Raw genomic sequence first — 19,774 nt, forward strand, 5'->3', positions numbered from 1 at the left:
GGGGGATGCGGTGCGGAGCCGACGCGGGCCGGCGGCTCGGGGGCGGCTCCGTTGCTCTCCTCGGCGGCCACGGCGCGCGGGGCAGGCGCCGGCTCGGGCCGGGAGGGGCGCAGGCGCGGGATGGCGTAGGCGATGCCGAAGCCGGCCACCACGCCGAGCAGCCCGCCGCCCGCCGCCATCATGAGCCCGTCGGTGATGACGGGCTTGGGGCTGGAGGCGGGCATCACGTCGAGGATGCCGATGTGCGTGCTGACCGGCGCTTCGAGGTCCACCTGACGCTTGGCCAGCTCCAGCCGCACCCGCTGCTGCGCCTTGCGCATGACGTCGCGGACGACCGCCGGCGAGGTGCTCTCCACCTCGACGTACACGAACGGCCCGTTGGTGCTGATGCCGAGCAGGTCGGGGTTGGTGCGCCCGTCGTTGATGGTCACGGCCGTGGGCCCGTCCTCGGTGACGCCGATCTCGGCGGCGACCTCGGGCGTGTTGGTGGCCAGGATGAGGATGCCGGCCGTGGTCCGCAGCGCGTCGTTGAACTGCAGCAGCGGGTTGGTCAGGCCCGGCTTCTGCCGGGGCTCGGTCTCCAGGGTGCCTCCGGTCGCGGGCACGGTGAGCACCATGGACGCGGTCGAGACGTACCTGCTCGGCATGAGGAAGTACCCGGCCAGGGCCAGGATGATCGCCACCACCGCGATGGGCGGCCCAACGAACTTCTTCCGGGCCAGACCAAAGATGGTCGTCCAGAAGCCCACTATTTCCCGCCCCCGTCAGATTTTTCGATACAAAGAGGAAATCGCGCTGTTCATCTGCCGCGTTACACCAGACGCGCCATGGCCAGCAGTTTCCGGCTGCGATGCGCCACAGTGCGCCGCTGTCGTCTCACGTACATCTTGAGCACCGCCGCGCGGGCCCGCCGGCGCTGGCCGGCGGTGAGGCCGGCGCAGGCCGGTCCGCGCACCCAGGCCAGCAGCTCGCGGCACTGGAGCGTGTTGGCCAGCCGCGACTGCCACGCGGGCACGTCGAGCCGCCGGGCCACGCCGGAGATGCGCTCCTGGCGCCAGTTGCGGTGCGCGAGCACCTCGTTGACGTGCGCCCACGGCCCGGCGAGCGCCAGCTTGGCGGCGAACACCTCGTCCTCGCGCAGCATGTTGCGCCGGGGGATGCCGGTCGCCGGCTCGCGCCGGAGCATGCCGTAGAGCGGGTCGATGATCAGATGGCTCTCGTTGAGCAGCCGCAGCATCTCGGTGAATCGTTCCACGGGGTCGCCGGAGGCCAGCGCGGTGCCGTCGTAAGCGGCGGTCCTGACGACGCCGTCGGGCCCCGTGTAGGCGACCTGGGTGGTGACCAGGATGGTCCGCTCGTCCTTGGCGAACTCGGCCAGCCCGCGCGAGACGCACGCCGGGTCGAGCCGGTCGTCGTCGCCGATCCAGCGCACGAACGCGCCCCGGGAGATCCGGGCGGCGTGGATGAAGTTGTTGAGCAGCCCGACGTTCTCCGGGTGCCGGTGGTAGACGACACGCGGGTCGCCGGCCGCAAGATCGCGGCACAGCTCCTCGGTGCGGTCCGTGGAGGCGTTGTCGGAGATGACCAGCTCCACGTCGGGATGGTCCTGCGCGAGCACGGACCTGACGACGCCTTCCAGGCGGTCGGCCCCGTTGCGCACCGGCAGCGCGATCGAGACCAGCTCAGAGCTCGGCATGTGCCCTCCTTTGACGCACCAGTTGCACGAGTACGGCCCGCGGCACGGCGACGAGCACGAACGCCAGCACGCCCGCGCCTCCCGCCACGCAGAGCTGCAGGAACGCCCCCTCGACTACCAGCGACAGCCCGATCATGACGGCCGCCGCGACGGCCGCGCCCAGCATCGGCCTGGCCAGCCCGTACACGACCAGCCGCAGCGGCACGCGGGAGCGCCGCAGGGTGACGCCGAGCAGCGGCAGCGCCACCGTCACGGCGATGACGGCGTGCGCGACGGCGGCGCCCTGGATGCCGCCGGCGCGGGCGCCGATCAGCAGCGCGGGCACCAGCGCCAGCGCCCAGCCGAGGTTGACCCACATCATCGACCGGGTGGCGCCGAGCCCGGCCAGGATGTCGGTGATCAGCAGCGTCAGCATGCGCACGGCCATGACCACGGCCAGGAACCGCAGCACGTCGGCGGCGGGCAGCCAGCGCGGCTCGTACAGGAACTCCACCAGCGCGGGGGCGAGCGTGCCCATGAGCACCGCGATGGGCAGCACGATCGAGCCCAGCAGCGGGACCGCCTGCCGCACGCCGGCCTCCATCGACTCGCGCCCCTCCTCGGCCAGCCGCGAGAAGCTCGGCAGCGCCACGTAGCGGATGGCGGTGCCGACCAGCCCCGGCACCCAGCTGGAGATGTTGAACGCGAGCAGGTAGAACCCGAGCAGGTACGGCCCGAGCACGTCGCCGACGATGACCGCGTCGACGTTGAGCAGCAGCCCCTCGATGCCGAGCCCGACGCAGAGCGGCAGCCCGAACTTCAGCAGCCGCCCGGCGATCGCCCGGTCGAACCCGAGGGTGAAGCGCACCCGGGCCAGCACGAGCACCAGCACGCCGGTGACCGTGGCCCCGCTGAGCTGCCCCCAGGCGAAGCTGTAAGCGCCGGCGCCGTTGGCCGCCAGGGTGATGGAGACCGACGCGTTGGCGGCGAACCCGGCCAGGTTGGCCCAGGCCAGCTTGTCCTGCTCGAACCGGCGCATCAGCGCGGCGCTGCGGACGGCGGTGAGCCCGTAGACGAGGTTGGTGGCCATCAGGATGCGGATCACCCAGATGGCGTCCTCGCTCCCGGCGAGCTTCGCGTAGAACGGCGCGATCAGGAAGAAGACCGCGTAAAGGATGATGCTGGAGGCGAGCGCGACCACCGTCGCGGTGGGGGCGACCTCCTCCAGCTTGCCGCGCCACTGCACGACGGCGGAGATGACCCCGGCGTCGTTGATGAAGATGACGAACTGACTGACGGCGAGCGCGATGGCGAACACGCCGAAGTCCTCGGGCAGCAGCAGCCTGGCCAGCACCAGGCTCATGACGAACGAGCCCGCCTTCATGACCAGGTTGCCGAGCAGGCTCCAGCGCAGTCCGCGCCCAGCTTTCCTGCCGATCTCGGCCGCGCCGCCGCCCACGTCTTCGCTCACGAACCGTCCTCGACCCTTTCCAGCCAGATCTCCCGCCAGAACGGCACGAACTCGCGGGGGCAGTTGGCGTTGTAGACGCCCTCACACACCAGGTCGTCCAGGATGATGCTGGGAGTCTTCATGATCAGAAGCTCCCCGGTCTTCTCGTCGAGACAACGCTCGACCCTGGCCCGCACCCGCGCCGTCCGGCCGCAGTAGCGGGCCATCTCCTCCTCGAAGCCCAGCCCGCGGTTGAGCAGGTCGTCGTTGAGCGTGCCGAGGATCTCGTCCTTGGTCTTGATCCGCACCAGCTCGCCGGGTTTGAGATCGAGCTTGACGGTCGGCGTGGTGGCGCCCGCCCGGCCCTCGACGAAGCCCCAGCGCAGCCCGCCCCTGAACCACAGCCGCCTGGGCAGGATCTTCTTGCTGAACTCCTGCACGCGGTTGAACAGCCCGACCAGGAACGTGCGCACCACCTGCGGCGCGCCGGCGTTGCCGCTGCGCACGTCGGTGACGTACTGGCCGACGTCGCGGAAGGGCAGGCAGGACGGCGCCGCCCGGAGCAGCTCGGTGGCCTGGCAGGAGTAGGTGTCGCCGCCGCCCTTGCGGGTGTTGATCCGCAGCAGCGGCAGCAGCTCGGGCGACGGCTCGGCGATCGGATGCGGCTCCTCCGGATCGACCTTCCGCAGCCAGGCCTCCTTCCAGTAGAGCGAGCAGGCCGTCTGACAGCCGCCGTGCTCGCCGCCGTCGCATCGGGCCGCCTTCAGGTGCACGGCGCGTTCCATGCGCCGCATGCCGCTGCGGCTGATCGTGTCGCAGAGCTTGTGCGCGACCTTGTGCACGGTCATCCGCTGCCCGCAGAAGCGCAGCATCTCCGGCATGAACGGCAGGCTTTCCAGCTCGCCCCGCTCGTCGAGCGTGGCCAGGATCTCCGCCTGACCGCGCACCTCGACGAGGTCCCCCACTCGGAGGTTCATCCGCTTTCCCCCACCCGCTTCAACAACCCGGCACCTTCCAGCGCGTCGGCCGCCTCGGCGACCGCCTGGAAGGGCAAACCCGACCTTTCCGCGACGTCCAGCAGGCTGTGGCCGCCGTCTGACTGGTTCAACACCCATAACATCGCCAGCTGGGCTTGTTTCGTGTCACTCCGGCCCCCGAGAGATCCGTAGAGCCCGCGCCTGCCGAGTTGCGGCTCGCCGTAGGGGCTCAGGTTCTCGTAGCGGCCGTCGCGTTCCAGCACCTGTACGGCCTGCCACAGGGTTTCGAGGGTGTCGGCCATGGCTTCGGGGGTGACGAAGCCCGGGTCGTCGGCCGAGGTGTGGTACTCCGGGTAGCCGGCGTACGGAGTCCTGGTCAGGCTGCCGACCGGCAGGTCGAAGCCCGGCGAGCAGAACTGCCGCTCGTCGTACCCGTACGGCGAGAAGTCCACGATCGTGTGCGGTCTGCCGCGCAGGACGTGCGCCATCACCCGGTCGATCCCGGCGTCCCCGCGTCTGCTGCGCTTGTACGTGAGCGCGCCGCGGTCGCCGGCGCAGGCGAGCGTGAGCCCGGCCTTGATCCGGCCCGTCCGGTCACGGTTGCGCGCCAGCCAGGTGATGGCCCCGATCGTGCCCGGCGCGAACAGGAACCGGTAGGTCAGCCGGGGCCGCTCCAGCCGGGCCGCGAGCGCGGTGGCGACCGCGATCCCGGCCAGGTTGTCGTTGGCCAGCGACGGATGGCACACGTGACAGGAGATGAGCACCTCCTTGTCGCTGCGCCCCGGCACCACGTGCTCGGCGTAGGTGAGGGCGCCGTCGGCCAGCGTCGAGTCGATCACGACCTCGTACGGCCCCTCCCCCAGGCCGTCGAGCACCCGCTGCGCCAGGCAGAACCCCCACGTCTCGGCGTAGTAGCTGGTCCGGTACGGCACCAGGTCCGGCTGGCCGGGCAGCGTGTGCAGGTGCGGGCGCAGCTCGGCGAGCGTCATCGTGGCCGACACCGGCGCGCTGTAGCCCACCACGTGCAGGTTGGAGCGCCGGAAGTCGACGACCCGGTCCCCCGCCGGGTTCTTGATCCAGGCGTCGCGGATGTTCCACTCCCTGGGCACCGTCCAGTCGAGCACCTGGGTCCCGGTCGGCACCTCGTGGACGGTCAGCGGCAGCCGCTCGCCGACGATCTCCAGCGTGCGCCGCACTCCGTCGCCCGTGATGGAGCGGCACACCGGGAAGAGCCGCTCCACCAGGGCATGCATGTCCTCCCCGGTCACGTCCTGAGCTCCGGCGAGACCGTACCGGCCTCGCGGCGGTCGGCCAGCCGGGCCAGCCGGGTGAAGCGATGCCGGAAGTCGTGCTCGGTCAGCCCGTGGTCGCGGTAGGCGTCCTCCAGCTCGACCGCGCCCGCCTTGACCGTCCAGCGGGCGTGGTAGCCCGGCAGCGCGGCCTCGATGCGGGAGAAGTCCACCCGGTACGAGCGCGGGTCCGCCCCGTTCTCACCGGTGATCACCAGCTCGGAGCCGGGCACCGCCTCGACCACGTGCGCGGCGATCTCGGCGACGGTCAGGTTGTTCTGCTCGCCGCCCACGTTGAACGCCCGGCCGTGCACCGCCTCGCGCGGCGCGGCCAGCACGGCGGCGAACGCGTCGGCGATGTCGGCGGCGTGCACCAGCGGCCGCCACGGCGTGCCGTCCGACAGCACCAGCACCTTCCCGGTCAGGTGCGCGTGGCCGACCAGGTTGTTGAGCACGATGTCGGCCCGCAGCCGCGGCGAGAACCCGAACGCGGTGGCGTTGCGCAGGTACACCGGCGAGAAGTCGCCGTCGGCCAGCTCGTCCAGCTCGTCCTCCACGCGCACCTTCGACTCCGCGTACGGGGTCACCGGACGCAGCGGCGCCTCCTCGTCCAGCAGCTCGTCGCCGCCGGACGCGCCGTACACCGAGCACGTGGAGGCGTACAGGAAGCGGCGCACGCCCGCCTCCCGCGCCAGCCTGGCCAGACGCACGGAGGCGTGGTGGTTGATGTCGTAGGTGAGCTCGGGAGCGAGCGCGCCGAGCGGGTCGTTCGACAGGGCGCCCAGGTGGACCACCGCGTCGATGCCCGCGAGATGGGCCTCGGTGACGTCGCGCAGGTCCACCCGGTGACCGGGCGGGTCGTCGGGCAGCGGCCCGAGGACGCAGTCGGCGAACAGCCCGGAATCCAGGCCGACCACCTCGTGCCCGGCTCTGGCGAGCACCGGCGCCATCACGGTGCCCAGGTAGCCCTGGTGCCCGGTGAGCAGAACGCGCATGTCGATCAGCCTCCTGCGAGGTCGAGGGTGAGTTTGCGCACGTAGAAGGCCTCGGCATAACGTGCGTGGCATTCGATGCCGCGGACCCGGGCGAGTCCGAGGAAGGCCTCCCTGTCGAACCAGTGGCGGCGGCGCTGGGAGGGGTAGTGCTCCCACAGCAGCGCGACCTTGCGCTCGGCGAGCGCCAGCTCAAGCGGCTGGTAGGCGTTGGGGCGACCGAGGTCGCCGTCCCATTTGACGATCTCGTAGCCGAGCGTGAGGTGGTCACGGAAGGCCGTCGGCACCAGCTCGGCCAGGCCCCGGTGGTCCTGGTGGGCGTCGCCCGCCTGCGGGGCCAGGATCAGGTCGGGCACCGTGCGCAGGCGCAGCTCCTCCACCGCGCGCTTGGCCTCCTCCCAGTGCGCGGGCAGCCGGCCGTCGGGCAGTTTGCCCACGGTGATCCGCAGGTCGGCACCGGGGCAGAAGGCGGCCAGCGCGGCCCGCTCCTCACGCTCCCGTTCGGTGCCACCACCCGACAGGATGAGGGCGTCCACCCTGATCCCGGGGTTGGCCGTGCACATGGCCAGCAGCGTGCCCCCGGCGCCGATCGCCAGGTCGTCGCAGTGCGCGGCGACGGCGGCGATCCTGCGCAGGCTGCCGGGCAGGAGATCGATCATGCCGCGGGCTCCCACAGGGCCCAGGGGCGCTCGCCGCGGGCGTAGGCGCGGTCCAGCTCCAGCCGCTGGTTGACGGTGTCGGTGGGCCGCCAGTAGCCGCGGTACGGGTAGGCCAGCAGCCTGCCGCGTTTGGCCAGCTCCCGGCAGCCGTCGACGAGCAGGTCGCCGCCCTCCGGGATGTGGTCGAAGATCTCCTGGCGCAGCACGAAGTAGCCGCCGTTCACCCAGAGCGGCATCTCCGTGACGGCGGTGATCTGCCCGACCATCCCGCCCTCGGCGACCTCGACGCAGTGGAAGGTGCCGGGCGGCGGCACCACCATCAGCGAGGCGCCCGCGTCGGAGCGGGTGAACCGGTCGATCATCTCGGGCAGCGGCGCGTCGCTGAGCACGTCGGCGTAGTTGGCCAGGAAGACCTCGTCGCCGGCCAGATGCTCGCGGACCCGGCGCAGCCGCTCGCCGATCGACGACTCGATGCCGGTGTGCACGAACGAGATCGTCCAGTCGGAGATGTCGCTGGCCAGCAACTCCACCTTGCCGCCGCGCAGCACGAAGTCGTTGGAGGCCGTCTCCTCGTAACGCAGGAAGAAGTCCTTGATCTGGTCGGCGCCGTAGCCGAGGCAGAGCACGAACTCCTTGTGCCCGAAGTGCGCGTAGTAGCGCATCACATGCCAGATCAGCGGTCTGGGGCCGACGAGCTGCATCGGCTTGGGCGCGTCCCCGGGAGCGCCGCTGCGCATCCGCGTGCCGTACCCGCCGCAGAAGAGGACGACTTTCACACGACCTCCAGGGAAGGGATGGGGAAGACCAGCCGGCCGCCCCACTCGTGGACATAGGAGAGCTGCCCGGCCAGTTCCTCGCGCAGGTTCCAGGGCAGGACGAGCACGTAGTCGGGCCGGTCCGCGGCGATCCGCGCCGGATCGAGGACGGGCACGCGGGCCCCCGGCGTGAACCTGCCGTGCTTGTACGGGTTGCGGTCCACCGTGTAGGCGAGCAGGTCGGGCCGGACGCCGCAGTGGTTGAGCAGCGTGTTGCCCTTGCCCGGCGCGCCGTAGCCGACCACGGTCTTGCCGGCCTCGGCCGCGCCCACCAGGAAGCCCAGCAGGTCGCGCCGGACCTTGGCGACCCGGGCCGCGAAGTCGACGTAGCCGGAGAGCTCGTGCAGCCCGGCCGCCTTCTCCAGCGCCAGCACGTCCGCCACGCGCGGGCCGGGCTCCCCCGACGGCCTGGCCCACAGCCGGATCGAGCCGCCGTGCGTCGGCAGCAGCTCCACGTCCACCAGCGTGAGCCCGCCGGAGGCCAGCGCCCGCTGCGCCGAGGCGACCGTGTAGTACTGGAAGTGCTCGTGGTAGATCGTGTCGTACTGGTTGCCCTCGATGAGCGTGAGCAGGTGCTGCACCTCGATCGACACCCAGCCGTCGTCGGCCACCAGCGTGCGCAGCCCCTCGGTGAAACCGATCACGTCGGGGATGTGCGCGTAGACGTTGTTGGCCACCACGTAGTCAGCCCTGCCGTGCTCGGCCACGACCTGCCGGGCGCTCTCCGGGGTCAGGAAGGCGGTGACCGTCGGCACCCCGCGCTTCCTGGCCGCCTCGCCCACGTTCACCGACGGCTCCACCCCCAGGCAGCGCACACCCCGGTCGACCACGTGCCGCAGCAGGTAGCCGTCGTTGCTGGCCACCTCCACCACGAACGCGTCCGGCTTCAGGTCCAGCCCGGCCACGAACGAGCGGGCGTGTTCCACCCACGACGTCGAGTAGGAGGAGAAGTAGGCGTAATCGGTGAACGTTTCCTCAGGGGTGATCAGCGGCGGGATCTGCGCCAGCCAGCACGCCGTGCACACACGCAGGTGCAACGGGTAGGTGACCTCGGGCTCGTCGAGCTGCGCGGCGGTGAGAAACCGCTCGCAGGGCGGCGTGGCACCCAGGTCGACCACCGAGGTGAGGTCGCCCGATCCGCATAACCGGCAAACAATCATTCGCACGCTCCAAGGCCGTCGGATATTTCGCTCGGACAGGCGCACTCGTTACTGTGCGCGTCATGGATCCCCTCGGCATCGACGGCGCCTGGTGTCACACGCCCCGCGTCCACACCGACCCGCGTGGCGCGTTCCTGGAGGCGTTCCGGGCCGCCGACCTGCCGCGCTCGTTCGACGTGGCCCAGGTGAACTGCTCGGTATCCGCCCGGGGGGTGCTGCGCGGCGTGCACTTCGCCGACGTCCCGCCGAGCCAGGCCAAGTACGTCATGTGCGTGCAGGGCAGCATCATGGACGTGGTGGTGGACCTGCGCACCGGCTCGCCGACGTTCGGCCGGTGGGAGGCGGTGACGCTGGACGACCGGGAGCGCCGGGCGGTGCTCATCGCCGAGGGGCTCGGCCACGCCTTCCAGGCCGTGAGCGAGCAGGCCACGGTCGTCTACCTGTGCTCCCAGCCGTACAATCCGGGCCGCGAGCACGGCGTGCACCCGCTCGACGCGGACCTGGCCGTCACGTGGAGCCTGGAGCCGCTGCTGTCGGAGAAGGACGCGGCCGCGCCCACGCTCAAGGAGGCGCTGGCCGCGGGGACGCTCCCCGACTTCGAGGCGTGCCGGCGGTTCTACGCGACGACGCACTGACGGCCCGCCTTCCCCGCCAGCACCGGCCAGGCGGCGTGCAACGCCTCCCGCCAGTGCCGCATCGGCTCGCACCGGGTGCCGGCCAGCACGCTGTAGGCGGGCCGCGCCGCGGGGCGGGGGAAGGCCGTGGCGGGCACCGGGCGCACCCGGCCCGGGTCCGCGCCGAGCAGTGTGAAGATCTCCGTGGCCAGGCCGTGCCAGGTGGTATCGCCCGAGCTGGTGCCGTGGTAGATGCCCGGCGGCAGGTCCGACTGCGCCAGCCTGACCAGGAAGTCGGCCAGATCGGCCGACCAGGTGGGCTGGCCGCGCTGGTCGGCGACCACGTCCACGAACGGGCGGCTCCCGGCCAGCTCGATCATCGTGCGGACGAAGTTGCGCCCGGCCGCGCCGTACAGCCACGCGGTGCGCACCACGTAGTGGCCGTGCTCCAGCGCCGCCCGCTCACCGGCGAGCTTGGTGCGGCCGTAGGCGTTGAGCGGCGCCGTGGGCGCGTCCTCCCGGTACGGCAGCGCGCCGGCGCCGTCGAAGACGTAGTCGGTCGACAGGTGCAGCAGCCGCGCGCCCGTGCGCTCGCACACCTCGGCCAGCGTGCGCACCGCGTGGCCGTTGACCGCCAGCGCCTCGGCCTCGCGCGTCTCCGCCTCGTCCACGGCGGTCCAGGCGGCGCAGTTGACCACCACCCTGGGCCGGTAGGCGGAGACGAAGTCGCGCACCGCCCGGGGGTCGCGCAGGTCCAGCTCGGACCGGCCGAGCGCGAGCACCGGCTCGCCGGTCACCCCGATCCTGTCGAGGACGTCGGCGGCCAGCATGCCGCCACCGCCCGTGATCAGCCACCTCATGCCCCGGCCCACCAGTCACGGTTGTCGGCGTACCACCGCACCGTGTCACGCAGGCCCTGCTCGAACGGGATGCCGGGCGCGTATCCGAGCGCGCGCAGCTTGCGGTCGTCGAGCGAGTAGCGGCGGTCGTGGCCCTTGCGGTCCTGGACGGGCTTGACCATGGCCCAGCTGTGGCCGCACGCGTCCAGCAGGCGGCCGGTCAGCTCCTTGTTGGTCAGCTCGGCGGTGCCCGCGATGTGGTAGACCTCGCCGCGTTTGCCGACCTCGGCGACCAGGCGGATGCCCGCGCAGTGGTCCTCGACGTGGATCCAGTCGCGTACGTTGCCGCCGTCGCCGTAGAGCGGGACCTTGCGGCCGCGCAGCAGGTTCGTGACGAACAGCGGGATGAGCTTCTCCGGATACTGCCTCGGGCCGTAGTTGTTGCCGCACCGGGTGATCGACACGTCCAGCCCGTACGTGATCGCGTACGAGCGGGCGATGAGGTCGCCGCCCGCCTTGGCGGCCGCGTACGGCGACCTGGGCTGCAGCGGGGCGGACTCGTCCCACGAGCCGATGTCGATGGACCCGTACACCTCGTCCGTCGACACCTGCACCACCTTCGGCACGCCGGCGTCCAGGCACGCCTGCAGCAGCGTCTGGGTGCCGAGCACGTTGGTGCGCACGAACTCCGCGGCGCCGTCGATCGAGCGGTCCACGTGCGACTCGGCGGCGAAGTTGACCACCAGGTCGTGGCCGGGCACCACCTCGGCCAGCAGCGCCGCGTCGCAGATGTCGCCGTGCACGAACGTGTGCGGCGCGCCTTCGAGGTTGGCCCGGTTGCCCGCGTAGGTGAGCTTGTCCAGCACGGTCACGTCCGCGCCGGCCAGCCCGTGGACGAAGTGCGAGCCGATGAAGCCCGCCCCGCCCGTCACCAGGATTCTCTTCATCGGTGACTCCCGAGAAGGCCCCGGACTCCGGTCCCGGGGAGGAATCGGGAGCGTGGGAAGGCCGTCAAGGCGTGAGCGGTGCGGTGACCCTGCGGAGTTCGCGGCACAGCGTCTCCCTTCACTGGTTGCTTGCGGGCGTTCGAACGGTCTGGTGACACCCAGGCCAGGCTGCCGGACCCCCCGGCCGGCGTCGATGATCGCCTGGTCAAGAGGAGATCTGCACCTTGCTGTGATCACCCAGCACGAGACGGTGAGCTCTGGGCGTGTTGGGAGCCGGGGTGACCTCGACGTCGTGGCCGATGAGCGACGACTCGATCCGGCCCACTCCCTCGATCGACGCCCGGGGCAGCACGATCGAGTATTCGATCTCGCTGCGGGTGATGGCGCACCCGGCCCCGATCGAGGTGAACGGGCCGACGTAGCTGTCGCGGACGACCGCGCCGGCCCCGATGATCGCCGGGCCGACCAGCCGCGAGCGCTCGACCACCGCGCCCGGTTCGACCAGGACCCGGCCGATCAGCTCGCTGGCGCCGTCGACCGAGCCGAGCACCCCGGCCTCCAGCGATTCCAGCACCAGCCGGTTGACCTCCAGCATGTCGGTGACGTTGCCGGTGTCCTTCCAGTAGCCGGTGATGACCGACGACTCGACGGGCAGCCCGGCTTCGAGCAGCCACTGGATGGCGTCGGTGATCTCCAGCTCGCCCCGGCCGGACGGCTTCAGCTCGGCCACCGCCTCGTGCACGGCCGGGGTGAACAGGTAGACGCCGACCAGCGCCAGGTCGCTCTTCGGGTGGGCCGGCTTCTCCTCAAGGGCGATGACCCGGCCCCGCCCGTCGAGCTCGGCGACCCCGAACTGCCGGGGGTCGCCGACCCGGGTGAGCATGATCTGCGCGGCGGGCCGCTCCCGGGAGAAGCGGTCCACCACGTCGCTGATGCCTCCCACGACGAAGTTGTCGCCCAGGTACATGACGAAGTCGTCGTCGCCGAGGAAGTCCCTGGCGATGAGCACGCCATGGGCCAGCCCGAGCGGCGCCTCCTGGCGCAGGTAGGTGACTTCCAGCCCGAAGGCGGAGCCGTCGCCGACCGCCGCCTCGATCTCCGCGTGGGTGTCGCCCACGACCAGGCCGAGCTCGCGGATGCCGGCCGCCGCGATGGCCTCCAGCCCGTAGAACAGCACGGGCTTGTTCGCGACGGGCACGAGCTGTTTGGCCGAGGTGTGGGTGATGGGCCGGAGCCGTGTGCCCGACCCTCCGGCGAGCACGAGTGCTTTCACGGTCAGTAGGCCCCTTCTCCACGGGTGACGACGGACCAGGTCTTCCAGAGGATCTGCAGGTCCAGGATGAGGGACCAGTTCTCCACGTATCGCAGGTCGAGGCGGACCGACTCCTCCCAGGACAGGTCGGATCGGCCGCTGACCTGCCACAGCCCGGTCATGCCCGGCTTGACGACCAGGCGGCGGCGCACGTCGGTGCCGTACTGGGCGACCTCCTCCGGCAGCGGCGGGCGGGGGCCGACGAGCGACATCTCGCCCCGGACCACGTTGAGGAGCTGCGGGAGTTCGTCGAGCGAGTAACGGCGCAGGAACGCTCCGACGCGGGTGATCCTTGGATCGTTCCTAATCTTGAAGAGCACCCCGTCGAACTCGTTCGATTCGATCAAGGAGCCCTTGAGGCGCTCGGCATCGACCACCATGGTTCGAAATTTCACCACCCGGAACTCTTTGCCCCGCCTGCCCACTCTTGTCTGGTGGAACAGCGCCGGGCCCTTGCTGGTGGTCCGGATGAGCAGCGCGATCGCCAGCAACGGCAGCGCCAGCAGCAGCACCGCCGCCCCCGCCACCACGCGGTCGAACACGCTCTTGACGAACTGCCGGGCGCCGTCGAACTCGGGATGCTCCACGTGCAGCAGCGGCATCCCGGCCACCGGCCTGATGCTGATGCGCGGCCCCGCCACGTCCATGAGCGCGGGCGCCACGAACAGGTCGGTGCGCGTGGTCTCCAGGCTCCACGCGAGCCGGCGCAGCGCCGACCCGTCGAGCTCCGGGCAGGCCAGCACGGCCACCGCGTCGGCCCGGGTGTGCGCCACGACCTGCGCCACCTCGGCGAAGTCGCCCAGGACCGGGATCCCGTCCAGGTCCGCGTCCATCCGGTCCCGCGGCAGGCAGGCCCCCACGACCCGCATCCCGTGGTACGGCTGGCGGCGGAACTGCATCACCAGGTCGAGGATCGACTCCCGATGCCCGACCGCGATGACCTCGCGCATGTAGTCGCCGACCGCACGGCGGCGGTGCAGGCGTTTGCGCATCCGATATCTGAAGTACAGCGTGGAAAGCAGCGCCAGAGGCAGCATCGCCATCACGAAGCTCCGCGCGATCGCGGTCTGTGTGGCATATGCGCCGATGGCGACGGCGGCCATCAGTCCCACCCCGCCGTTGAACACCGCCTTGAACTCGTCCGTTCCCTCGCCGTTCGCGCGCTGGCGATACGCGCCGCCGATCATGAGCGCCGCCGGCCAGGCCGCCACCAGGGCGAATCCCAGCAGGAACTCCTCCGTCGGAATGTAGGCCCCGTAGAGCAGCCGGACGCTCAGCACGCAGACGCATGCCAGCAATGCGCAGGTCGTGTCCCCCGATAACAGAAGCCGTAGATACGCTCGCGTCCAGATGCTGGACGCATGGCGTGGCACGGCTTCGAGGAGCACGACAGCGGACCCCTCAGTCCCCACCCTCATAGCACCACCCAGAACTCTTGTGCACCGCGTTAACGTGACGTTCCTTGAACCTCATGGGTTGACAAGACCCCATGCACAATCAAGGGCGGCGGCCCCCACTAAAGAGTAAAGATCCAACTTGTAATGGGGAATATCGACTTTTGGCCACAAGTGGACGGCCGACAGCCCGCACCAGGGCTTGACGGAACGGTCCACAAGTGGTGCACACCGGTACGGGAAATGTGAGGTTTACGCCGGTATTCCGGCAGGTGACGCGCTAGTCGTACTCAAGATCCGGCAATGCGGATGGCGGATCGGGGCTTCGCCAGACGACCACAACGCCGTCATGCGCCGAATCGGATGCCGTCGTCAGCCGGTCCAGGTCGAAATCAGGGAGATAGCGGAGCCGCGCGAGAAAGGTGGCGTCCGTGGCCGAACGCGGCACCACGCACCCCTCGCCGTCGCGGTCGAGCAGGATGTAGAGGACGTCGGCCTCGGGCTCGGTGACCACACGGACCTCCACCACGTCCTCCCATGCGAGGGCCTCGACGCTCCCGTCCGCGTAGTGACGGGTCACGCCCTCCTCGGTGACATACACATAGGAGTCCGGCATTGGTTCGCCGTGCATGGCCGCGATTCTTGCGAGTTACGGGGCACTCCCGCAAGGGTTCGCGCGGCTTTACGAATGACCCCACGTATGGCTGAGGTGTGCCGCCACGGCCGCCCTGGCGACCTCCACAGGTCCTTCCGCGATGGTGTCGAGCAGTTCGCGGTGCTCGCGCACCAGCACGTCGCGGTCCTCGTACACCCGCCGCAGCCGTACCAGCCCGAGCCTCGTCTCGGCGGCCAGCGCCCCGTAGAGCCGCTCCAGCCTGGGGCTGCCGACCGCCTCGATCAGCGCCTCGTGCAGTGCCATGTGCTCGGCGACCGACTCCGACCAGGGCGCGTCGGCGGGCAGCGCCGCCATCCTGGCCAGCGCCGCGTCGGCCTCCGCCACCCGCCGCCCGGCCACGGCCGTGGCCATCAGGTCCTCCAGCGGCCTGCGGACGAACATCAGGTCGTCCAGGTCCGCGATCGTCACCTCGGCGACCTGGGCGCTGCGGTTGCGCTCGCGCCTGAGCAGCCCCTCGTGCACCAGCACGGCCAGCGCCTCCCGCACCGTCGGCCTGGCCACGCCGTACGTCGCGGCGATCTCCTGCTCGGGCAGCGGCGTGCCCGGCTCGATCTCGCCGGAGAGCACCCTGCGGCGCAGCGCGTCGGCCAGCGCGCCGACGGCGGAAACGGGTCTGATCGGCAACGTCACGACCGCGACTCTAACGCGCCCCCACGGGCGCTTTCTCCGGTACGTCCGCCCGCGCCGTTCTCTCGGGCAGCGCCACGGCCACCAGGCTGACGCCGAGCAGGACGAGCCCGCCGATCGACACCGGGGCCAGCCGCTCGCCGAGCACCACCAGGCCCAGCAGCGCGGCGACGGCCGGCTCGGCCAGGGCCAGCGTGGCGGCCGTGGCCACCGGAGTGGTCCGCAGGCCGCGCCCGTACAGGAAGTAGGACAGGGCGGTGGTGCCCAGGCCGAGGTAGAGGACGGCGAGCAGGCCGAGCGGCTCGCCGAGCCAGCCGGCGCCCTGCCAGAGCAGGACCGGCAGCATGAGCGCGGCGGCGCCGCCGAACATGACGCCCATCACCGCGTTCGACGGGGTGCCGCCGGCGATGGCGCGAGCGGCGCTGACCGCGTAGAAGGCGTAGAGGAGGCCCCCGAGCAGGGCGAACAGTACGCCGGAGACCACCTGGCCACCGGCCTGCGCACCGCCGCCGGCGATCAGCGCCACGCACCCGGCCACCGCCGCCGCCGTAGCCGCCGCCCACCGCGCACTGGGCCGCTGACCGTGCATCAGCCAGGACAGCAACCCGGTGAACACCGGTCCGCTGCCGATCGCGACCACCGTGCCGATGGCCACGCCCGTGCGCCCGACGGCGGCGAAGAAGCAGAGCTGGTAGGCGGCGACCGCGACCGCGGCCACCAGCAGGCCGGGCCGCAACGCCTGCCGCAGCCCGGTGCGGGCGAGCAGGGCCAGCGCGGCGCCGCCGATGACGAGCCGGGCGGCGGCCAGCTCGACGGAGTCGGCCGAGACGAGCAGGCCCGCCGTGCCGGCCGTGCCCCACAGGACGGCGGCGGCGACGACGGCGAGGGGTCCGTTCTTCATACGGATATTGTCTGACAACTAGACAATTTCGTCCAGTAGCTGGTCCAGCAGCCGGCCTGTGGGCTGGGCCACGTCGGCCGCGTACTCGTCGAGGACGGCCAGGGCGTCGTGCAGCTCCGCGGCGCTCCTGCGGGGGAGTTCGAGCAGCGGCTCGCCCTCCAGGGTGATCTCACCGTCGAGGTGCAGGGCGTTGCCGGAGGCGGCGATGGAGACGGCCACGGTGACCTCACGGCCGTCGGGCAGGGTGAACGCGACGCCGGTGCGGGCGCCGGCGGGCGGGAGGAAGGCCGCGAACGGCGCGCTGCGCACGAACGGGTGATGTAACTCAGCGAGGATCCCCGAGGCCCGGCTCAGGGCCGCCAGCAGTCCGGCCGCGGCCAGACTGTCGCTGTCCATCACGAAAGCGTAGATCAGCCCGGCCACCGATGACCAGGCGGGCGTGCCCGGCCCTCCAGCCGGTCGGCCGGGCGGGCATGCCCCGCCGGGTGGGGCGTCAGTCGGTGGCGAGGCGGGCGTGGCGTTCGACGTCGTAGCGGACGCCGTCGTAGCGGAGTTTGCCGCGCTCGACACCTTCGGGCCGGAAGCCCGCCTTGGTGGCCACCCGGCACGAGGCCGGGTTGCTGGTGCGGTGCCCCAGCTCCAGCCGGAACAGCCCGCGCTCGCCGAACGCCCACCGGGCCAGCTCGCCGGTCGCCGCCGCGGCCACCCCCCGCCCCCTGACCTCGGGGACCGTCCAGTAGGACACCCAGCCGTTGTCGTGCTTGTCGATCCCGGTCACCGCCACGTTGCCGACGACCCGGTCGTCGAGCGTGACGGCGAAGGCGTGCCCGACTCCCGCCCAGGCGGCGATCCAGCCCACCGCGTCCCGCAAGGTCACGATCGGCCAGGACGCCTGCGTCGCCATGTCGGGCGCCCCGAAGGCGCGCAGCACCGCCGGAGCGTCGTCCTCACGCCACTCTCTTAGCCCTATCTGTCCCATTACTGGCCGATTTTATGGGCTTCCTCGAAAGCGGTGACGAGGTGCTTGGGCGCCGTCAGGCACCACGCCTCGGCGGTCAGCTCGAACAGCTCGTCCATCTCGATCCGGTCGAGATGGACGACGACCCACCCGAACCGCCCGGCGGTGAACTGGATCTCGAACACCTCCGGCCGCTCGGCCACGAGCGCGAGCTGCTCCTCGACGGTGGACTTGAGCCCGACGGTCTCGGTCTCCTCCCACAGGTAGCCGAAACCCTTGTCACGCACCTTGAGCGCGACCCAGCTGCCGCCGTCGCTCGTGCGCACCTCGGGCAGGCTCTCCAGCATCGTGAGGAATTCTTCGACGGTCACACCCATGTGCTCCTGTGTACCAAACGCCGCCGACACTTCCTACGGGAGCAGCAGCCCCCAGTAGAGCCCCCAGGGGATGAACACCGCGCCACCGGCCAGCAGCAGGCCCAGCCGTGCCCTCTCCCCGCCCCGCGTCCGCCGCCAGGCGAGCGCGGCGAGCACGGTGGCCACCGCGACCGCCACCGCGACCCCCTGCAGCGCCAGCCAGATCACCGGCCGCCCAGCCAGCAAGGGCCCGGGAGAGGCCAGCTTCCCGCCGCTCATGACCACGCTGAACAGATACCCGAACCCGCCCAGCACCGCGACCAGCCCGCCCGCGCTGACGAGGCGAGCGGCCCGGCTCCCGGGGACCCGCGACGCCCCGCGCAGCCGTCTGACCAGCGCGACCACGGGGTACGCGAGGAAGGCCACCACGAACAGCACCAGCGCCGCCGCCTGCACCGGGGCCGACTCCCACCAGGCCGGCGGCTCGACCTGCCGGGTCCGCGACGCCTGCGCGGGCTCGGGGCCCGACACGTCCGCCGTGGGCGGGTCGCCGGCGACGACCTGCCGCACCCAGGAGCCGACGGTGTCCGCGTAGCCGGGGGCGAGCTCGGGCAGCCGGGTCACGCCGCCGTCGGGGGTCCGGTGCGCGGCGTGGTCGGCGTCGGCGACGAAGCGGAACGTGTAGTGCCGGTTCCCGCCCTTCTCCAGGGCCGCGGCCATCACCGGCGGGCTCTCCACGGGCGGCGTGAGCAGGTCGTCCGTCCCCCAGACGGACAGCACGGGCTGGCGCACCGCCGCCAGGACCGGCTCGGGGTCGTGGTACGGCTCGGGGAACAGGCCGCCGTCGGCGATCACCCGGTACAGGTTGTGCTCGGCCCGGTCCACCAGCGACCCCGACACCCCGGCCTTGCGCAGCCCGGCGGCCACGGCCCAGGTCTGCTGGCGCAGCGGCGGCAGGCTGTTCGCGCCGACGAGCACCACGAACGCGATCTCCGGCGACCGCGACGCCGCGATCGGCGCCACCCAGCCGCCCTCGCTCAGGCCCCAGATGCCGACCTTGCCGATGCCGTCCTGCTCGCGGAGCGCGGCGACGGCGCCGAGCGCGTCGTCGGCCAGCTGCTCGTAGTCCCTCTGGAAGAGCGAGTAGCCCTCGGACCGCTTGTCGTAGATCAGCACCGACATGCCCCGGCGGGCGAACTCGACGGCCTCGCCCATGAGCTTGGTCCTGGGCGTGCCCGTACCGGCTCCGTGGACGAGCACCATCCCGGGACGCTCGCCCGGGGTGCGCGGCGACAGGACCGTGCCGTGCAGCGTGAGGCCGCCGCTGCCGCTGAAGCTCACCTCCTTGGCGGTCAGGTCGGCCGGCACGACCGGCTCCGGCTCGGGGTCGGGGGCGGCCGAGGCTGGCGCGGCGACCAGCGCCAGCGCGACGGCCAAAGCGGCGAAAAGTCGTCTCATACCGCCGAATGTACTCTGCAGAGGATTCTCGGCAGACATTTGTCTGCAGAAATCCCTCGTAAGGACTAGACTGATCGGCATGAAGGATGAGGGGCCTTCCCTGCTCGATCCCGCGAGGCTCAAGGCCCTCGCCCATCCCATGCGCCGGCTGATGCTGCGCCACCTGAGCGTGCACGGCCCGGCCACCTCGACCACGCTCGGCGAGCTGCTCGACGCCAAGACCGGCACCACCAGCTACCACCTGCGCCAGCTGGAGAAGCACGGCTTCATCGAGGAGATCCCCGAGCGCTCCACCGGCAGGGAACGCTGGTGGCGCAAGACCGACGGCCCCCGCGACCTGCGCCTGCCGACGGCCGACCAGCTCTCGCCCGAGGACCGGCCGGCGCTCGAGGAGTTCCAGCGCATGGGCATGGAGGAAGACCGCGAGCTGTTCGAACGCTTCCCGGCCGCCTACCTCCGCGACCCCGACTGGGCCAAGGCGTCACGCGGCATGGGGCGGATGACCAAGGAGGAGTTCGCCGAGTTCTTCGACGCGTACATCGCGCTGCTGCTGAAGTACAACCACCGGGCGGAGGACGCGCCGCCCGGCGCCCGGCCCATCTACGTCCGCCTCTTCGCCCTGCCGGCCGACGAGGACTGACACCCGGTTCCGCGCCCCGCGGCGGACAGCTTCCG

General features: G+C 71.4%; 22 protein-coding genes. 2 read left to right on the forward strand and 20 right to left on the reverse strand.

Annotated features, from left to right (window positions below; genetic code table 11):
* The 9 genes from ADY59_RS07235 to ADY59_RS07275 form a co-directional block, all read right to left on the reverse strand.
* The coding region (locus ADY59_RS07235) for a hypothetical protein (protein WP_442937681.1) at positions 1–683 on the reverse strand (683 nt) is incomplete at its 3' end.
* 128 nt (positions 684–811) lie between these two features.
* Positions 812–1,696 carry a glycosyltransferase family 2 protein gene (locus tag ADY59_RS07240; RefSeq protein WP_049559278.1) on the reverse strand — a complete coding sequence of 295 codons (885 nt, stop codon included), beginning with the start codon at positions 1,694–1,696 and terminating at the stop codon, positions 812–814.
* A complete protein-coding gene (locus tag ADY59_RS07245; protein ID WP_049559280.1) occupies positions 1,683–3,146 on the reverse strand; it encodes an oligosaccharide flippase family protein in 1,464 nt (487 codons plus the stop codon). Before ADY59_RS07245 ends, ADY59_RS07240 begins: the two co-directional genes overlap by 14 nt.
* A complete protein-coding gene (locus ADY59_RS07250; RefSeq protein ID WP_049559284.1) occupies positions 3,143–4,102 on the reverse strand; it encodes a hypothetical protein in 960 nt (319 codons plus the stop codon). Before ADY59_RS07250 ends, ADY59_RS07245 begins: the two co-directional genes overlap by 4 nt.
* On the reverse strand, positions 4,099–5,355 hold the full coding sequence (locus tag ADY59_RS07255) for a DUF4910 domain-containing protein (RefSeq protein WP_049559508.1): 1,257 nt from the start codon (positions 5,353–5,355) through the stop codon (positions 4,099–4,101). Before ADY59_RS07255 ends, ADY59_RS07250 begins: the two co-directional genes overlap by 4 nt.
* A gap of 11 nt (positions 5,356–5,366) precedes the next feature.
* Entirely contained in the window at positions 5,367–6,386 is a 1,020-nt protein-coding gene (locus ADY59_RS07260) for an NAD-dependent epimerase/dehydratase family protein (RefSeq protein ID WP_049559286.1), read from the reverse strand.
* A 5-nt stretch (positions 6,387–6,391) separates the two neighbouring features.
* Positions 6,392–7,042: a PIG-L deacetylase family protein gene (locus tag ADY59_RS07265; protein WP_049559288.1), complete on the reverse strand. Its 651-nt coding sequence runs from the start codon at positions 7,040–7,042 to the stop codon at positions 6,392–6,394.
* A complete protein-coding gene (locus ADY59_RS07270) occupies positions 7,039–7,818 on the reverse strand; it encodes a glucose-1-phosphate cytidylyltransferase (protein ID WP_049559289.1) in 780 nt (259 codons plus the stop codon). Before ADY59_RS07270 ends, ADY59_RS07265 begins: the two co-directional genes overlap by 4 nt.
* A complete protein-coding gene (locus ADY59_RS07275) occupies positions 7,815–9,017 on the reverse strand; it encodes a class I SAM-dependent methyltransferase (protein ID WP_049559290.1) in 1,203 nt (400 codons plus the stop codon). Before ADY59_RS07275 ends, ADY59_RS07270 begins: the two co-directional genes overlap by 4 nt.
* A gap of 62 nt (positions 9,018–9,079) precedes the next feature.
* On the opposite strand from ADY59_RS07275, the gene ADY59_RS07280 reads away from it, so the two are divergent.
* Complete coding sequence (locus ADY59_RS07280; RefSeq protein ID WP_049559510.1) at positions 9,080–9,652, forward strand: dTDP-4-dehydrorhamnose 3,5-epimerase family protein; 573 nt, start codon at positions 9,080–9,082, stop codon at positions 9,650–9,652.
* Here the strand turns inward: ADY59_RS07280 and rfbD are convergent.
* The 11 genes from rfbD to ADY59_RS07335 all read right to left on the reverse strand — a co-directional run bounded on the left by rfbD (position 9,634) and on the right by ADY59_RS07335 (position 19,099).
* Complete coding sequence (gene rfbD / locus ADY59_RS07285) at positions 9,634–10,491, reverse strand: dTDP-4-dehydrorhamnose reductase (RefSeq protein ID WP_049559512.1); 858 nt, start codon at positions 10,489–10,491, stop codon at positions 9,634–9,636. The two genes, ADY59_RS07280 and rfbD, sit on opposite strands and share 19 nt — an antisense overlap.
* A complete protein-coding gene (rfbB, locus tag ADY59_RS07290; protein ID WP_049559291.1) occupies positions 10,488–11,417 on the reverse strand; it encodes a dTDP-glucose 4,6-dehydratase in 930 nt (309 codons plus the stop codon). Before rfbB ends, rfbD begins: the two co-directional genes overlap by 4 nt.
* Before the next feature lie 205 nt (positions 11,418–11,622).
* Positions 11,623–12,690, reverse strand: coding sequence for a glucose-1-phosphate thymidylyltransferase (locus ADY59_RS07295; RefSeq protein ID WP_049559292.1), 1,068 nt, complete (start codon positions 12,688–12,690; stop codon positions 11,623–11,625).
* Between the two features lie 2 nt (positions 12,691–12,692).
* Positions 12,693–14,147 carry a sugar transferase gene (locus ADY59_RS07300; protein ID WP_049559293.1) on the reverse strand — a complete coding sequence of 485 codons (1,455 nt, stop codon included), beginning with the start codon at positions 14,145–14,147 and terminating at the stop codon, positions 12,693–12,695.
* Positions 14,148–14,403: 256 nt separating this feature from the next.
* Positions 14,404–14,754, reverse strand: coding sequence for a hypothetical protein (locus ADY59_RS07305; protein WP_049559294.1), 351 nt, complete (start codon positions 14,752–14,754; stop codon positions 14,404–14,406).
* 51 nt (positions 14,755–14,805) lie between these two features.
* Positions 14,806–15,429 carry a GntR family transcriptional regulator gene (locus tag ADY59_RS07310; protein ID WP_049559302.1) on the reverse strand — a complete coding sequence of 208 codons (624 nt, stop codon included), beginning with the start codon at positions 15,427–15,429 and terminating at the stop codon, positions 14,806–14,808.
* Positions 15,430–15,439: 10 nt separating this feature from the next.
* The gene (locus ADY59_RS07315) at positions 15,440–16,327 is read right to left on the reverse strand and encodes a DMT family transporter (RefSeq protein WP_049559305.1); all 888 of its coding nucleotides are present in this window, start codon (positions 16,325–16,327) and stop codon (positions 15,440–15,442) included.
* Between the two features lie 18 nt (positions 16,328–16,345).
* Positions 16,346–16,723, reverse strand: coding sequence for a hypothetical protein (locus tag ADY59_RS07320; RefSeq protein ID WP_156325353.1), 378 nt, complete (start codon positions 16,721–16,723; stop codon positions 16,346–16,348).
* 97 nt (positions 16,724–16,820) lie between these two features.
* A complete protein-coding gene (locus ADY59_RS07325) occupies positions 16,821–17,306 on the reverse strand; it encodes a GNAT family N-acetyltransferase (RefSeq protein WP_049559309.1) in 486 nt (161 codons plus the stop codon).
* Positions 17,306–17,662, reverse strand: coding sequence for an MmcQ/YjbR family DNA-binding protein (locus tag ADY59_RS07330; protein ID WP_049559310.1), 357 nt, complete (start codon positions 17,660–17,662; stop codon positions 17,306–17,308). The genes ADY59_RS07325 and ADY59_RS07330 overlap by 1 nt, the downstream gene beginning before the upstream one ends.
* 33 nt (positions 17,663–17,695) lie before the next feature.
* Positions 17,696–19,099 carry an alpha/beta hydrolase family protein gene (locus ADY59_RS07335; protein ID WP_197093483.1) on the reverse strand — a complete coding sequence of 468 codons (1,404 nt, stop codon included), beginning with the start codon at positions 19,097–19,099 and terminating at the stop codon, positions 17,696–17,698.
* A gap of 79 nt (positions 19,100–19,178) precedes the next feature.
* Here ADY59_RS07335 and ADY59_RS07340 point away from each other — a divergent pair, with 79 nt between their 5' ends.
* Positions 19,179–19,739: an ArsR/SmtB family transcription factor gene (locus tag ADY59_RS07340; RefSeq protein WP_049559312.1), complete on the forward strand. Its 561-nt coding sequence runs from the start codon at positions 19,179–19,181 to the stop codon at positions 19,737–19,739.
* Positions 19,740–19,774: the final 35 nt, after the last annotated feature.

Source organism: Nonomuraea sp. SBT364 (assembly GCF_001083785.1).
Lineage (GTDB): Bacteria > Actinomycetota > Actinomycetes > Streptosporangiales > Streptosporangiaceae > Nonomuraea.

Coding starts and splice junctions, on each gene's coding strand:
- ADY59_RS07320 (WP_156325353.1), bottom strand. CDS start 16,723: ATGGACAGCGACAGTCTGGCCGCGGCCGGACTGCTGGCGGCCCTGAGC.
- ADY59_RS07300 (WP_049559293.1), bottom strand. CDS start 14,147: ATGAGGGTGGGGACTGAGGGGTCCGCTGTCGTGCTCCTCGAAGCCGTG.
- ADY59_RS07260 (WP_049559286.1), bottom strand. CDS start 6,386: ATGCGCGTTCTGCTCACCGGGCACCAGGGCTACCTGGGCACCGTGATG.
- rfbD (WP_049559512.1), bottom strand. CDS start 10,491: ATGAGGTGGCTGATCACGGGCGGTGGCGGCATGCTGGCCGCCGACGTC.
- ADY59_RS07335 (WP_197093483.1), bottom strand. CDS start 19,099: ATGAGACGACTTTTCGCCGCTTTGGCCGTCGCGCTGGCGCTGGTCGCC.
- ADY59_RS07325 (WP_049559309.1), bottom strand. CDS start 17,306: ATGGGACAGATAGGGCTAAGAGAGTGGCGTGAGGACGACGCTCCGGCG.
- rfbB (WP_049559291.1), bottom strand. CDS start 11,417: ATGAAGAGAATCCTGGTGACGGGCGGGGCGGGCTTCATCGGCTCGCAC.
- ADY59_RS07275 (WP_049559290.1), bottom strand. CDS start 9,017: ATGATTGTTTGCCGGTTATGCGGATCGGGCGACCTCACCTCGGTGGTC.
- ADY59_RS07240 (WP_049559278.1), bottom strand. CDS start 1,696: ATGCCGAGCTCTGAGCTGGTCTCGATCGCGCTGCCGGTGCGCAACGGG.
- ADY59_RS07315 (WP_049559305.1), bottom strand. CDS start 16,327: ATGAAGAACGGACCCCTCGCCGTCGTCGCCGCCGCCGTCCTGTGGGGC.
- ADY59_RS07305 (WP_049559294.1), bottom strand. CDS start 14,754: ATGCACGGCGAACCAATGCCGGACTCCTATGTGTATGTCACCGAGGAG.
- ADY59_RS07330 (WP_049559310.1), bottom strand. CDS start 17,662: ATGGGTGTGACCGTCGAAGAATTCCTCACGATGCTGGAGAGCCTGCCC.
- ADY59_RS07340 (WP_049559312.1), top strand. CDS start 19,179: ATGAAGGATGAGGGGCCTTCCCTGCTCGATCCCGCGAGGCTCAAGGCC.
- ADY59_RS07255 (WP_049559508.1), bottom strand. CDS start 5,355: ATGCATGCCCTGGTGGAGCGGCTCTTCCCGGTGTGCCGCTCCATCACG.
- ADY59_RS07250 (WP_049559284.1), bottom strand. CDS start 4,102: ATGAACCTCCGAGTGGGGGACCTCGTCGAGGTGCGCGGTCAGGCGGAG.
- ADY59_RS07265 (WP_049559288.1), bottom strand. CDS start 7,042: ATGATCGATCTCCTGCCCGGCAGCCTGCGCAGGATCGCCGCCGTCGCC.
- ADY59_RS07280 (WP_049559510.1), top strand. CDS start 9,080: ATGGATCCCCTCGGCATCGACGGCGCCTGGTGTCACACGCCCCGCGTC.